This window comes from Candidatus Afararchaeum irisae (assembly GCA_034190545.1).
Taxonomy (GTDB): domain Archaea; phylum Halobacteriota; class Halobacteria; order Halobacteriales; family Afararchaeaceae; genus Afararchaeum; species Afararchaeum irisae.
Window position 1 is genome coordinate 1 of sequence record JAXIOF010000001.1, and the last position, 12,950, is coordinate 12,950.

Sequence of the window (12,950 nt, forward strand, 5' to 3'; positions counted from 1 at the left end):
CACCGACGATTGGTTCGAAAAAATATTAAGTACTGACTTCTACACATGAGCGAATCTAATTTTTCTTTCTCACACTCTTCTTTATTCTACTCGGTTCGTACCCATTCGCACTCGGTTCCACACTCTTCCTTGAGGGGACTCTCACCGAGAACCTGCTGTCTCTTCGAGCCGGTTCTGAAGACTGTGACCCCCTTCACTCCGAGTTCGCGCGCCTTGACGAATATTTCCTTTACGTCCCTGACAGTCGCCGACTCGGGGAGATTCACCGTCTTGCTCACTGCGTTGTCGACGTTCTCCTGAAAAGCCGCCTGGATCTCGATGTGTCTCTCTGGGGGTACGTCGTGTGCCGTCTCGAAGAGTCTCTTGACATCGTCGGGTATCTCTTCTATGTCTTGTATAGTCGCTCGTCCCTCAACCTTCTCTATCAGATCTTCAGAGTAGAAACCGCGTCTCTTCGCGGTCTCGATGAACCTGTCGTTAACCACTTCGAGACCTCCCATGACGTTTTTCTCATACGCGACGTTGTATATCGGCTCTATGCTCGCCGAAGATCCCGCTATTAGGGATATACTTCCCGTGGGGGCTATAGTCGTAGTCGTGAGGTTCCTTACCTCGGTCTCGATCGTGGACTCCTCCCAGTTGGGAAAGACACCTCTCTCATCTGCAAGGTTCTCGGAGGCGTCCCATGCCTTCTCGCTCACGAACTCCATGAGTCTCCTCCCGAACTCGACGGCTTCGTCGGAGTCATAGGATATCCCGAGGTCGACGAGAGCGTCGTGGAACCCCATCACACCGAGACCCAGTCTCCTGTTTCTCTCGACGGCGTCGCGTATTTCTTCGACGGGGAACTCCGACATCTCTATACAGTCGTCAAGAAACCTCACTCCGAGACGTACAGTCTCTTCGAGATTTTCCCAGTCAATCCCGTCGCCGTCCGTCATATGTGAGAGGTTTACCGATCCGAGGACACACGCCTCGTACGGAAGCTCGGGAACCTCGCCGCACGGGTTGGTCGCCTTTATCTCTCCTATCTCACGTATCGGGTTGTCGTCGTTTACCGTGTCGAGGAAGAGAACTCCGGGATCGCCCGTCTCCCACGCCACTTCGGCTATCAGATCGAGTATATCCTCGGGGTCTTCAGAATCTACCTTTTCGCCGTTGCGCGGATTTATGAGGGGGTACTCGTCGCCCTCTTGGTAGGCTTCCCAGAAATCCTCGTCGGTCGCAACTGAGATGTTGAAATTCCTGAGAGACTCGGGGTCTCTCTTCTCAGATATGAAGCTCCGTATGTCGGGGTGATCGTAGTCGAGAACTCCCATGTTAGCGCCTCTCCGTCGTCCGCCCTGCTTGATCTGTTCGGTCGCGGCATCGAATATCTTCATGAAGCTCACAGGACCGCTTGCGACTCCTCCCGTCTTCTTGACGACATCACCCTCGGGACGTATCTCTGAGAAAGAGAAACCCGTTCCTCCGCCGCTCTGGTGGACGAGAGCGGTCTGTTTGACGGCTTCGAATATCGACTCGATCGAGTCCTCGACGGGGAGAACGAAACACGCCGCTAACTGCTGGAGTTGGGTTCCGGCGTTCATCAGAGTCGGCGAATTAGGGAGAAAGTCGAGACTTGATATCGCCTCGTAGAACTCTTCCTTGACCTTCTCTCTATCTCGCCCGCCGTACTTCTTCTCCGCCTTCGAGACATTAGATGCGACGCGTCCGAACATCTCGTCGGGAGTCTCGACTACCTCCCCTTTCTCGTCCTGTCTCAGATACCTCTTCCTCAGAACAGTCTCGGCGACTTCGTCGAGTTCGGACTCGGGCTCCGCCATAGCCGTCGTATAAAAGACGCCCACGTATAACTCTACCGCGCCTCTCCCTCTAACCGTTCACTGCTTGACCGAGCTTTTCCTGTAGAACGTCCGAGACTAGCTCTCCGTCCGCCTTACCTCTCATCTCTTCCATTACGACACCCATCAGGGCACCGAATGCACCCATGCCCTGTTCGTCTATGAGACCCTGTTTCTCGTCTATGACGTCCTCTACGACCTCTTCGACCTCGCCACGTCCCGCGCTTCTCAGACCGAGTTCGTCGACGAGCGTGTCTGTCCCTTTCTCGGTCTCAGCGAGTCCCGTCAGAAGCTCGGGGACCCCCTCCTTAGCTATCTCGTCTTCGACGACGAGCTCGAAGACAGAGAGTATCTCGTCGTCGGTGATCTCCTCGACGGGGACGCCTTCTCTCCTGAGTTCGACGAGGTCGCTTTCGAGCGTCTGTGCCACGAGGGACGGGTCGGCTCCCATCTCGACCCCCTTCTCGAAGAGAGGCATGTTACGTCCGAATGCGACCTGCTCGGCGAGGTTCGAGTCGAGACCGTACTCCTCCTCGTACCTCTCGGCTCTCTGGGTCAGAAGCTCGGGCTCCTCGACCTCGACGTCGCCGAGGTCGACCGAAAAGACGTCGGTTTCGGGGTACATCCTCGCCGCTCCCGGGAGAGGACGCAGGTAGCTCGAAGTTCCGTCCTGGTTGGCATCGCGCGTCTCCTCGGGGACTCCCTCAAGCGCCTCCTCCGCACGTTCCTTCGCCGCCTCTATCGCTCTCTCGGCGACCTCGGGCGAGTTGGCGACTATCGCGACTGCGTCGTCTTCGCCTGCTTCGACTTCGTCCCTCAGCCTCCCGATCTCGTCCTCGGTGATCCCGTACCCGGGAAGCTCGTCGGTGTGGAATATGCCTCCCGCTCCTCTCTTCTTCGCTCTGTCACTCATCTCGGTTCCGAGTCTCCTGTCGTCCTGTATCTCTCTTCCCACGACGCCGTCGAATCCTCTCAGGACGACTCCCATGACACGTCCGCCCGAGTCGAGCGCGCTTCTCAGGACTCCCGACTCTGTACCGTCGAAGACGTCTGTGACGTCGTATATATCTCCGACTTCTGCCTCGTTTTCGACGAGTTTGTCACGTATTTCGAGGAGGCTCTTCTGTCTCCTCGCCTCTTTCTCGACTATCTCGCCTATCATGTCGAGTTCCTGGACGCCCTTTATCTCGATACGCGCGCCCTCGTCTATCGATATGTTGATATCCTGACGTACAGTCCCGAGTCCTCTCTTGACCTTACCCGTTGACCTCAGAAGCATGCCTATCCTCTCTGCCGCTTCCTGTGCCTGCTGAGGCGTCCGTATGTCGGGCTCGGTTCCTATCTCGACGAGCGGAATCCCAAGTCTGTCGAGTGAGAAGACGACCTCGCCGTCGGTCTCCTCTACTCTCTGTGCCGACTCCTCTTCGAGACACAGGTCGGCGACACGCACATCTCCCTCCGAGGTCTCGATCTCGCCGCCGTGTGCGACCATAGACGACCTCTGGAATCCGGTCGTGTTAGAGCCGTCTATGACTATCTTTCTCATGACGTGTGCCTGATCGATCCTTCTCATCCCCATGAGTTCGGCTATCTCAAGAGCGGTTTCGAGAGCCTCGTCGTCGATCTCCTTCGGGGGCTCGTCGTCCTCCTCTACGAGACACGTCGTGTCGTAAGCCTTGTACCGGAAGACGCGGTCGAGTATGCTCTCTTCGAGCGCTGCCTCGTCGATCTCTCCGAGTTCGCTCCTCGCGGGATGGAGGTAACGTTCGAACTCCCTCTCGGCTTCGTCGACCTCTCTCAGACTCGTGGGACAGTTACAGAAGAGCTTCGTCTCGGTGTCGAGCTGCTGGTGTATCTCTAGCCCCGCCTTGAGACCGAGGTCGGAGTAGTCGAGATCCGCGTTCGTGCTCATACAGTTTGGTCGAACGCAGGGAGTTTAAGAGTAACGTAAACCGGGCTTAAGAGTCGGCGTATCTCTCGAAGACGTACTCTTCGGGTTTTCCTCTCAGGACGTATACTCCGTACCCCGTGTCTTCGAGAACCTCGGCGACCTCTCTCTGGCGTTTCGACATACGGCTGTCGCCGTACTTGACCTCGACGAAACACGGCTCCTCGGGTCTCCAGTCAGACTCCTCGGTCTCCTCGTCCCAGTCGTCGATCCTTGACTGAGAACCCTCGACGTAAAAATCAGGGATGCCGCTCACGTCTCCGAAGACGTGTTCGAGCCTGCGTCTCACGTCTCCGAGTCGTGCTTCTCTCAGAGCCTCACGTCCACGGAGACAGTCGACTCTCCTCTCGGCGCACAGATCCGAGAAGAACTCCTCGAATCCGCGTCCCTTCTTCTGGTTCTCGACTGATAATCTTGTCCTATCGGCGAGTGAGTCGCGGTACTTCTCACGGACGTGTCTCCAGACATCGGCTTCGAGTCCGCGTGTTACTCGGTGTCGGTGTAGAACCGGGTATCTCTCGCTGAGAAGAGCTTCGACGTCTTCCCGTCTCTCGATCTCTGTCAGATCAGCGTCCACGAAGATGTCTTCGAGTAGGTCATCCCTGATCCTCTCGCGAGTCTCCTCGGAGACGAATGAGCCGAAGTCGACGACCGACGACGGAGTGGCGAACCTGCGTATCTCCCAGACCTCAGACCCCGACGCTCGTACGACTTCGCGGAGGTAGTAATCTGAGAGAACCTCGTCATCCTCGAAGGCTTCGACGACGCTGAAATCGCTCGTATCGGTGACATACTCATCCACTGCTGTCCCGAGTATCTCCGAGGTCATCGACTCGACATCCTCGGCTGTCGTGCCTCCCACGACTATCCTCCCGTCGTCGAGGCTCAGACACGCGATGTGACCCACTCTGCCGACCTCGTCTACGTAACAGCCGAAGCAGTAGGTCTCGGCGTCGTCTCTCGAAGGCGTTAATCCGTTCTCGACGAAGAGGTCGGTCTCCAGAGAGCCCGTCTCGCCACAGACACGGCACCGTGATCTCGACCAGCCGAAGTAAGCCATTGTATTATGATAGACCTCTCGTTACCATTCTCACTCCTATGAACAGTAGAAGGACTCCGAATCCTCTCTTCAGGCTCTCGTCTGGGACGTACGCCGAGACGTGGGGTCCGACGCCCGCTCCCACGGTTATGCCGGCTATCAGGGGAAGCGCGAGTTCGGGTATGAGGTTGCCCTGACCGTACTGTTTGTACGACGCCACGACCGCACTCGGGAACATGGCGAAGAGCGATGTCGCTACTGCGCGCGTGATTGTGAGTCCTAGTAGCATCGTGAGTACGGGAACCATGAGGGAGCCGCCGCCGATACCGAAGAGACCCGACGAGAAGCCGACGACCCCTCCGAAGACAAAGACAAGTATACTACCATACCGTCCCTCAACGTCGACGGTCGCTGAGACGTCGGAGTCGAGTGCCATCTTGATCCCGGGGTAGAACATGAAGACGCCGAACGACGTCGCTAAGACCGACTCGGGGAGTACGTCGCTCGCAACTGCGCCCGCATAGCCGCCGACGACTGTCATCGGAGCGATCAGGAGACCGAGACGTAGGTCGACCGCGCCGTTTCTGAGGTAGCCGACGCTCGAAGAAAGCGACGTGAAGGCGACCGCCGATATGCTCGTCCCGACCGCGAACTTCGTCTCCGAGACGAAGCCCCCGAGTACGAGAAGGGGCACCATCAGACCCCCTCCTCCAATTCCGAGAAGGCTCGAAAATACGCCTATGAAGAAAGCCGCGACGAAGAGCGAGACTGTTTCGGCGAAGACGACCATGCTGTCTAATTGTAATTGCGTTGGAGTAAAGTCAGTCTTTTCGGAAGTAGACGTATGGAGATCACTAATCTCACACGAGACTCAGAAGCCTTCACCTCGAACGTCTTCTTAGTCGAGGGCGACACGAACGTCTTGGTCGATGTCGGTACCGTCCCCGGTATAATAGACGAAGTACGTGAAGCCGGGGGTATCGACGCAGTAGTTCTGACCCACTCACACCGCGACCACGTCGAACTCCTCCCGCGCGTCAAGCAAGAGTTCGATGTCGATGTCTGGGGCTACGACGGTTCGTTCGAGGCAACTGACCACGAGATCGACGACGGCGACACCGTCGAGATAGGCGACGAGACCTTCGAGGTTCTCTTCACTCCGGGTCACAAGACCGACCACGTCTGTCTCGTAGGTGAGACTGTCGTCTTCGCGGGCGACCTGATCTTCGACGGCGGCGCGTTCGGCAGGACGGACTTAGAGGAGGGGAACCGTGAGGCACTCATCGAGAGCATACAGAGGCTTCTTGAAGTGGTGGAGGACAAAGATGTGGAAGTCATCTACACGGGGCACGGCTCGGCGATACGCGGCGACGTCGAGGGCGCGGTACGTATGTCTCTCGAAAACGCGCGTCAGCTTTAGTCTAACCGCCGCTCGCAGCAGGAATTATACGTATCTCGTCGTCTTCTTCTAGGCTTGTCTCGATCCCCGCGAGGTTCCTTATGTCCTCGCCGTTGACATAGACGTTTATGTACTCCTTGACGTCGCCGTCGTCCATGACCTTCTCCTCTATCTCGGGACCGTGTTCCTCGGTATAGGCGTCTATCGCTTCCTCGACTGTGTCACCCTCTACCTCTACCTTCTTCGATCCCTCGTTCGTGAGAACCGCTGGAATGTTTATTACTGGCATTGTCTTAATTAGGGAAGTTTTGTGTCAAAAGCTAATCGGTACTCGTCTCCCGGCTGTCACCGTCGACCTCTATCTCCTCTCTCTCGAACTCGTCTCCCGTCCAGATCCAGGAGCCTACCTTGGGTTCGTCGTCACCGAGTGAGACTATGACATACGAGTGTCCCGTCCACGTAGCCCTATCGGCGTCAGTCTCACTCGTCCTGAATGGACCCTCGGGATGTGAGTGGTAGAATCCGACTACGTCGAGACCCTCGTCCTCTATAGCCTCGACTATCTCGAACTGTTCCTGGGGATCTATGAGGTAGTTCGTCTCGGGAGTCTCGCTGACGTTCTCGCAGTCGTAGATCTTCTCGACTGTCGCCTCTTTTTCACCCCTCTCACCCGCGAGCACGCCACAGATCTCGTAGGGCTTGCCATCCTTCGCGTGGTCTATTATCTCGTCGTAGTCGTCGACGTCGAACTCTATCATCACTCCGTGGTACGTCGCCTCGCGCCTAATATATTCCGGCACGTCTCCCGGTGTCCCATCAGTTTTAAGTCTACGAATTACTATCGGTTATATAATGGATCTTCCGACGCCCGAGAGACTCCGGGAAACGAGAAAGAGCCTCGGACTCACACAGGACGAACTCGCCGAGATGGCTGACGTCTCACAGCCTCTCATCGCACGTATCGAGAACGACGATGTCGACCCGCGTTTCTCGACCCTGAGACGTATAATCGATGTCCTCGAATCCGTCGAGGAGGAACAGAACGTCAAGGGAGAGTCGGTCACGGCTGAGGATCTGATGACGACTGGTATAATCAGTGTCTCGCCCGACGACACAGTCAAGGAGGTCGTCGACACCTTACAGGAGACGGGCTACTCACAGCTACCCGTCATAGAGGACGACGTCCCCGTCGGATCGGTAACCGACGCCCTGATAGCCCACGCTAGGTCGGAGATAGACGACCTCCCAGACGCAGAGGTCTCTGAGGTGATGGACGAGTCTTTCCCGACCGTCTCACCCAACGTCGATGTTGACACACTCTCGTCTTTCCTCGACGGAGCGAGCGCAGTACTCGTCACCACTGAGGGCTGTGTCGAGGGAATAGTCACCGACGCCGACATAGCCGCTTACTTCGGACGTTCCGAGTCTGAGGACGAAGACGAGCACGGTGGAGACGGCGATGACAGGGACGACGAGTAGGAGCCTCGTAGTAGTCTTAGCCCTCGCGCTCACGGTCGCCGGAGCCGGCTGTCTCTCGTCACCGGAGCCGTCTCCCGAGGAGACTGATACCGACGCTGACGCCGCCGACGCCGACGGAACTGCGAACTTCACAAATACGACGGATGGAGCCGAAGCCACTGCAGTCTTCACCCACGAAGGCGAGACCGTAGCCAGGCTCAGTCTCGAAGTCGCCGAGACTCCCGAGGAGAGAAGTAGGGGTCTGATGTACCGCGAGAGCCTCGAAGACCGAGGAGGGATGGTCTTCGTCTACGCCGAAGAGGAGAGACGTTCCTTCTGGATGAAGAACACCTACATACCTCTCGACATGGTCTTCGTCGGCGAGGACGGCAGGGTCAACGCCGTGAGGCACGCGTCTCCTCAGCCCAACGCTTCTGTCTCCGAACTCCGGAGGTACACGGGCGACGCCAAGTACGTCATAGAGACCAACAGGGGGTTTGCCAACGAGACGGGAGTCGGTGAGGGCACACGTGTCGAGATAGATCTCAGTCCAGAAGACGGCTGAGGACGCGTGTCGCCGTCACTACCTCGTCGGTCTCGACGTACTCGCGTTCGGAGTGAGCGACTGCGACCTCGTTCCCATCTTCGTCTGTCTCGGATATCGAGCCGGGACCGAAGACTGCGACGGGCATCTCCTTAGCGAGGTACGACGCCTCTGTCGCGGCGTCGAAGGGTCTCAGACGTGACTCGCCGGTGACCTCCTCGACTGCGTCGACGAGACGCTCCACGTCGTCTTCGTCGGTACGGAAGGCATCGAGGAAAGGTGTCGGACGCTCGGAGAACCTCACCTCGTAGTCGCAGTCTATACCTTCCATCTCCCTCTCGACCTCTTCGAGGAACTCGTCCTGTGTCTCGGGGGGAACGCTTCTCCTGTCTATGAAGAGGCTCGCGTTCTCGGGAACCTGGTTCTTTGCCTCGCCGCCGTCTATCTGTGTCACTGTCAGACTACTCTCTCCGAGGAGGTCGTCGTACTTCTGTTGTGTGGCTTCGAGCCTCCTCACCGCCTCCGCAACACACGAGACGGCGTTCAGACCGCTCTCCGGCGCGGCGGCGTGTGCAGCCTCTCCGAAGAAGTCAGCTATCACCTCGTAACGTCCTCTCGCGGCTGTGCAGACGTCGAGGTCGGTAGGCTCTCCGACTACACACAGGTCGGCGTCGAGGCTCACGTCTTCGAGGTAGTCGTAGAGACCTACTGAGTCGGTCTCCTCGTCGGGTGAGACTACGAGAGTCACACGTCCGTCCTCGGGATCGGCGCGCGAGAACGCCGACACCATCGCCGCGAGGCTCGCCTTCGCGTCACACGATCCTCTTCCCCTCACGACACCCGAGTCGGCGTCGTATCCGTACTCGATGTGGGGCGGTACCGTGTCCATATGTGTGTTGAGTACGGTGTGGAAGCCGCCGCTGTCTCCCTTCTCGGCGACTACACAGCCCGAACTGTGGAGCTTCGCGCCGTCGATGGATTCGAGTAGATACTCACGTATCTCGTCGACCGAGTCGTGGCTCTGTATCTGAACCATCTCTCTCAGGAGATCTACCGGACTCTGGGGATCTGTCTTCATATCTTATCTCCGAAGACGAGACCTCGACGTAAGTCTCTTTAGAGATCTGGCTGACCCGAGGCTTGATTAAACCCGGTATCAACTACTCAGACAATGGCTGTCGAGTCGGCACCTGCGACCGATCTGGCTACGATAATAGTAACAGCCACAGCCGTCGGCTTCGTCGCGCGACGGACGGGACAGCCTACGATAATCGCTTACATACTCACTGGACTTCTTCTCGGACCGCCCGTTCTCGGAGCCGTGACCCCGAGCGAACTCACGGAGTTAATGTCGGAGCTCGGACTTGCCTTCCTCCTGTTTTTACTCGGGATCAAGATGAGGATCGAAGACATCAGACACGTACTCTCTCCTGTAGTTAGGGTCTCTGTCCCACAGATGATACTCGTCGCAGCCGCGGGAGCCGTCACAGCAGTCGGTCTCGGCTTCGGTCTCATAGAGTCGGCTCTGATCGGCGCGGCTGTGACCTATAGCTCGACGGCGGTCGTCATCAAGATGCTCACAGACAACGACGAAGCCACGACGCTCCCCGGTAGGATCGACATAAGCGTACTTCTGGTACAGGACATCGCCGTGGTGGTTCTCCTCGCTCTTCTCTCGACCGGTGGAAGCCGCGGAGTCACCGATACGGCTCTCACACTCGTCACCGTACTCATCCTCATATCCCTCATAGGCGTCGCCTCGATGGCTTCCTCGCGTTACCTCCTTCCGGGGGTCTTCCGACGTGTCGCCGACGACAAGGAGGTCTTCCTCGTAGTCTCGATAGGATGGGCTTTCCTCTTCATACTCGTGTCTCTCCGGCTCGGTCTCTCGGTCGAGATAGGCGCGTTTCTCGCGGGAGTCTCTATCGCACAGCTTCCTTACAGCACCGAGCTACAGGATCGGATAACTCCTCTCACCGACCTCTTCATACTCGTCTTCTTCGCGTCGGTCGGTCTCGGACTCGAAGCCTCGGAACTGACTGCGTATCTCGGGGAGGCAGCCGTCGCCTCAGCCGTACTCATACTCGTCAAGTTCGTGGTCTTCTTCGTACTTATCGCCTCACACGACTTCAGCCTCGAAACGACCTTCCTAGGAACCATACATATGGTACAGGTCAGCGAGTTCGCACTCGTCTTCGGCGCCGTCGCAGTCTCCGAGGGTCTGATCGACGAGGGGGTTCTCGGCTTCCTGAGTCTCGTCGACGTCTTTACGATGGTCTTCTCCGTCTACGCTATTAAGTACAGCCACGGTATCTACGACGTAGTCTCACCGTGGCTCTCGAAGATCCGCGACTGGGACGGCAGGGAGGAGGTCTCCACCGAACATGAGGCACACGCCGTCGCAGTGGGTTTTGACAGACTTACTGAGGACGTACTACCCATACTCCAGGACAGTTACGGAGACGTCGTCGTCATAGACCGGAAGACGAGCCACATACAACAGCTAAGAGCTGAGGGGAAGTACGACTACGTCTTCGGCGACTTCCGACATGCCAAGGTACGCAAGGAGGCGAATCTCAAGAAAGCCTCCTTCGTCCTGAGTTCGAGCGTCGAGACCGACGTCAACCGAGCCATAGTCGAGGAGGTTTCCGACGACACGACTGTCTTTGTAGAAGCCGAGCGCACAGAAGACGCCGTCGAGCTCTACGACGCCGGCGTCGACTACGTCATAATGAGCACACATCTTGCGGCGGAGAAGGTCTCGGAATACTTAGAGGAGTACTTTGAGTCACGCGACGCCTTCTTCGACGCCACACGGAGCGATATAGACCGTATAAGGCGCGGATCAGTTGGCTCCGAAAGACGTGGAGGTGGTGACTCTGGCTGAGTCGGAGATACTCACGGCTCTCGCGGTTGTCTTCATAGGAGCGGGGGCGACACTCCTCGTCGTGAGCCGTCTCTCGGTGTCGAGTCTCCCGTTCTACATACTCGTCGGAATGGCTGTGAGTCCCTTCGTCGACTACACGACAGTCCTCGACCTCGCACGCTGGGGGATAGCGTTTCTCGTCTTCGTCCTCGCAACACGTATAGAGTTCGAGGCTGTCTCGTCTGTCTTCCGTGACATAGAGCTCGCGACGCTGGCACAGATAACCGTCGTGGGTCCTCTCGGCTTTGGGGTCGGATACCTCTTCGGTCTCGATCCACTCTCCTCTGTCTACTTCGCGGTCGCTGGAACACTCAGCTCTACTCTCGTGGGTAGTAAGTACTTCGAGACTGCGGGAGGATACAGACTCATACACGACAGGCTCTCGTCGTCGATACATCTCTTCGACGACCTCGTGGCTGTCGGCGTCCTTCTCGTCCTCTCAGCCGAGACTTACAGTACCGACGCTGTCGCAGCCAACATAGGCTACGGTGCTGTGATCCTCCTCGCCGCGCTCTTCGTCTACAGATACGTCTTCGGTCTTCTGGTACGTCTCGCTGACGGCTCCGACGAGCTAGTTCTTATGGGAGCCCTCTCGGTACTGTTTGTCTTTCTCACCGCCGCCGAGTTAGCGGGTGTCTCCGCCGTAGTCGGCGCATTCGCGGGAGGGATAGCCGTCAGACGTGACTCGACCGACGCGATCGAAGTCTTCAACGGAATCCAGTCGATCAGAGACTTCTTCGTCACCGTTTTTTTCGTGACTCTCGGAGCCCTAGTCGAGGTTCCCACCCTCGACGTGGTGCTTTTAGCCGCCTCACTCGTCGTCTTAGTCCTGTTCGTAAACCCCGCTATCACCGTCCTCTCGCTCGTCTATGAGGGCTATGACACACGAACCGCACATCTCGTGGGTACAAGTACTGACCAGGTCAGCGAGATGTCTCTCATAATTGCTATAGAGGGATTCCTGGTAGGAAACCTCGGAACAGAGATCTTCGACTCGATCATAGTAGCCGCGGCTGCGACTATGGCTCTCACCACAGTTGTTCGTAGCTACGGGGGGCTCCTATACGACGGGGTCTTAGGCAGCCTCATATCCGTGAGACAGACCGAGAAGATCGACCGGAGGAGCCACGTCGAGGACGTCTCAAACCACGTCGTAGTCGTGGGATACGGACGTCAGGGCAGACATATAACTGACGTCTGTGAGAGACACGACCGTGACTACGTCGTGATAGAGAACGATCCCCTACTCTGGGACGACATACGTCTGACCTCCGGAAGCTACGTCTTCGGCGACGCCCTCACCGACTACTCGTGGGAGAAGGCAGACGTCTCAGACGCAGAGTTAGTAGTCTCGACCGCGACAACCCCGAGACCTCCGGGAAGATACTCGGTCTCGACACCCCAGCCGACGTGGTTCTCCGTTCGAGGTCGGTCGAGAACGCGAGGAGATGGCTCGAAGAGGGCGCAGCCTACGTCGCAGTCCCCGAGCTAGTTGCCTCCGAACAGCTAACTGAGCACGTCGAGTCGGTCGTAGCGGGCGAGAAGGACGTCAGAGAGCTACGTGACTCCCACCTCGGTGACCTACTCGACTCAGATCGGTGGAGCATCCGACGTGAGTAGCGGTTGGTGCACGTGGATATTTTTGAGTTATATCTTTACAATATGGGATATACGACAGCTCAAATACCTCTATCTGGAGAGACGTACAGATTATTTTAAAGTTGTGGTTATAACTCCCTGCTATGGATCAATATCCTTATATACTTCTCTCTAATTTACTAAACTGCGAGAA

The 12,950-nt window shown here is 57.2% G+C and carries 13 protein-coding genes; 6 read left to right on the forward strand and 7 right to left on the reverse strand.

The features are described from left to right. Window positions 1-86: 86 nt before the first annotated feature. From SV253_00005 to SV253_00020, 4 genes are read right to left on the reverse strand one after another with little or no spacing between them, the layout of a single operon-like run. A complete protein-coding gene (locus SV253_00005; protein MDY6774473.1) occupies window positions 87-1,826 on the reverse strand; it encodes an adenosylcobalamin-dependent ribonucleoside-diphosphate reductase in 1,740 nt (579 codons plus the stop codon). Window positions 1,827-1,875: 49 nt separating this feature from the next. After that, window positions 1,876-3,756 (reverse strand): Glu-tRNA(Gln) amidotransferase subunit GatE, encoded by a 1,881-nt coding sequence (gatE, locus tag SV253_00010; GenBank protein ID MDY6774474.1) that lies wholly within the window; start codon window positions 3,754-3,756, stop codon window positions 1,876-1,878. A gap of 46 nt (window positions 3,757-3,802) precedes the next feature. Continuing rightward, window positions 3,803-4,852 carry a hypothetical protein gene (locus SV253_00015; protein ID MDY6774475.1) on the reverse strand — a complete coding sequence of 350 codons (1,050 nt, stop codon included), beginning with the start codon at window positions 4,850-4,852 and terminating at the stop codon, window positions 3,803-3,805. A 4-nt stretch (window positions 4,853-4,856) separates the two neighbouring features. After that, complete coding sequence (locus SV253_00020; GenBank protein MDY6774476.1) at window positions 4,857-5,621, reverse strand: sulfite exporter TauE/SafE family protein; 765 nt, start codon at window positions 5,619-5,621, stop codon at window positions 4,857-4,859. A 54-nt stretch (window positions 5,622-5,675) separates the two neighbouring features. Here SV253_00020 and SV253_00025 point away from each other — a divergent pair, with 54 nt between their 5' ends. After that, on the forward strand, window positions 5,676-6,251 hold the full coding sequence (locus tag SV253_00025; protein MDY6774477.1) for an MBL fold metallo-hydrolase: 576 nt from the start codon (window positions 5,676-5,678) through the stop codon (window positions 6,249-6,251). 1 nt (window position 6,252) lies between these two features. On the opposite strand, the gene SV253_00030 is transcribed toward SV253_00025, so the two are convergent. Both SV253_00030 and SV253_00035 read right to left on the reverse strand, forming a co-directional pair. Next, window positions 6,253-6,519 (reverse strand): ubiquitin-like small modifier protein 1, encoded by a 267-nt coding sequence (locus SV253_00030; GenBank protein MDY6774478.1) that lies wholly within the window; start codon window positions 6,517-6,519, stop codon window positions 6,253-6,255. Between the two features lie 31 nt (window positions 6,520-6,550). Continuing rightward, window positions 6,551-6,988: a desampylase gene (locus tag SV253_00035; protein MDY6774479.1), complete on the reverse strand. Its 438-nt coding sequence runs from the start codon at window positions 6,986-6,988 to the stop codon at window positions 6,551-6,553. A gap of 94 nt (window positions 6,989-7,082) precedes the next feature. On the opposite strand from SV253_00035, the gene SV253_00040 reads away from it, so the two are divergent. Together SV253_00040 and SV253_00045 are read left to right on the forward strand one after the other, a co-directional pair. Further along, complete coding sequence (locus SV253_00040) at window positions 7,083-7,709, forward strand: CBS domain-containing protein (GenBank protein ID MDY6774480.1); 627 nt, start codon at window positions 7,083-7,085, stop codon at window positions 7,707-7,709. Beyond that, entirely contained in the window at window positions 7,690-8,253 is a 564-nt protein-coding gene (locus tag SV253_00045; GenBank protein MDY6774481.1) for a DUF192 domain-containing protein, read from the forward strand. Before SV253_00040 ends, SV253_00045 begins: the two co-directional genes overlap by 20 nt. Here the strand turns inward: SV253_00045 and SV253_00050 are convergent. After that, the gene (locus tag SV253_00050; GenBank protein MDY6774482.1) at window positions 8,234-9,310 is read right to left on the reverse strand and encodes a M20 family metallopeptidase; all 1,077 of its coding nucleotides are present in this window, start codon (window positions 9,308-9,310) and stop codon (window positions 8,234-8,236) included. The two genes, SV253_00045 and SV253_00050, sit on opposite strands and share 20 nt — an antisense overlap. Window positions 9,311-9,403: 93 nt before the next feature. Between SV253_00050 and SV253_00055 the strand changes: the two genes are divergently transcribed. The 3 genes from SV253_00055 to SV253_00065 are packed head-to-tail and all read left to right on the forward strand — an operon-like array spanning window position 9,404 to window position 12,778. Next, on the forward strand, window positions 9,404-11,119 hold the full coding sequence (locus SV253_00055; GenBank protein ID MDY6774483.1) for a cation:proton antiporter: 1,716 nt from the start codon (window positions 9,404-9,406) through the stop codon (window positions 11,117-11,119). After that, window positions 11,082-12,650: a cation:proton antiporter gene (locus SV253_00060; GenBank protein ID MDY6774484.1), complete on the forward strand. Its 1,569-nt coding sequence runs from the start codon at window positions 11,082-11,084 to the stop codon at window positions 12,648-12,650. Before SV253_00055 ends, SV253_00060 begins: the two co-directional genes overlap by 38 nt. Then, window positions 12,569-12,778, forward strand: a complete 210-nt coding sequence (locus tag SV253_00065; protein MDY6774485.1) for a hypothetical protein — start codon at window positions 12,569-12,571, stop codon at window positions 12,776-12,778. The genes SV253_00060 and SV253_00065 overlap by 82 nt, the downstream gene beginning before the upstream one ends. Window positions 12,779-12,950 lie beyond the last annotated feature (172 nt).

Coding starts and splice junctions, on each gene's coding strand:
- SV253_00005 (MDY6774473.1), bottom strand. CDS start 1,826: ATGGCGGAGCCCGAGTCCGAACTCGACGAAGTCGCCGAGACTGTTCTG.
- gatE (MDY6774474.1), bottom strand. CDS start 3,756: ATGAGCACGAACGCGGATCTCGACTACTCCGACCTCGGTCTCAAGGCG.
- SV253_00015 (MDY6774475.1), bottom strand. CDS start 4,852: ATGGCTTACTTCGGCTGGTCGAGATCACGGTGCCGTGTCTGTGGCGAG.
- SV253_00020 (MDY6774476.1), bottom strand. CDS start 5,621: ATGGTCGTCTTCGCCGAAACAGTCTCGCTCTTCGTCGCGGCTTTCTTC.
- SV253_00025 (MDY6774477.1), top strand. CDS start 5,676: ATGGAGATCACTAATCTCACACGAGACTCAGAAGCCTTCACCTCGAAC.
- SV253_00030 (MDY6774478.1), bottom strand. CDS start 6,519: ATGCCAGTAATAAACATTCCAGCGGTTCTCACGAACGAGGGATCGAAG.
- SV253_00035 (MDY6774479.1), bottom strand. CDS start 6,988: ATGATAGAGTTCGACGTCGACGACTACGACGAGATAATAGACCACGCG.
- SV253_00040 (MDY6774480.1), top strand. CDS start 7,083: ATGGATCTTCCGACGCCCGAGAGACTCCGGGAAACGAGAAAGAGCCTC.
- SV253_00045 (MDY6774481.1), top strand. CDS start 7,690: ATGACAGGGACGACGAGTAGGAGCCTCGTAGTAGTCTTAGCCCTCGCG.
- SV253_00050 (MDY6774482.1), bottom strand. CDS start 9,310: ATGAAGACAGATCCCCAGAGTCCGGTAGATCTCCTGAGAGAGATGGTT.
- SV253_00055 (MDY6774483.1), top strand. CDS start 9,404: ATGGCTGTCGAGTCGGCACCTGCGACCGATCTGGCTACGATAATAGTA.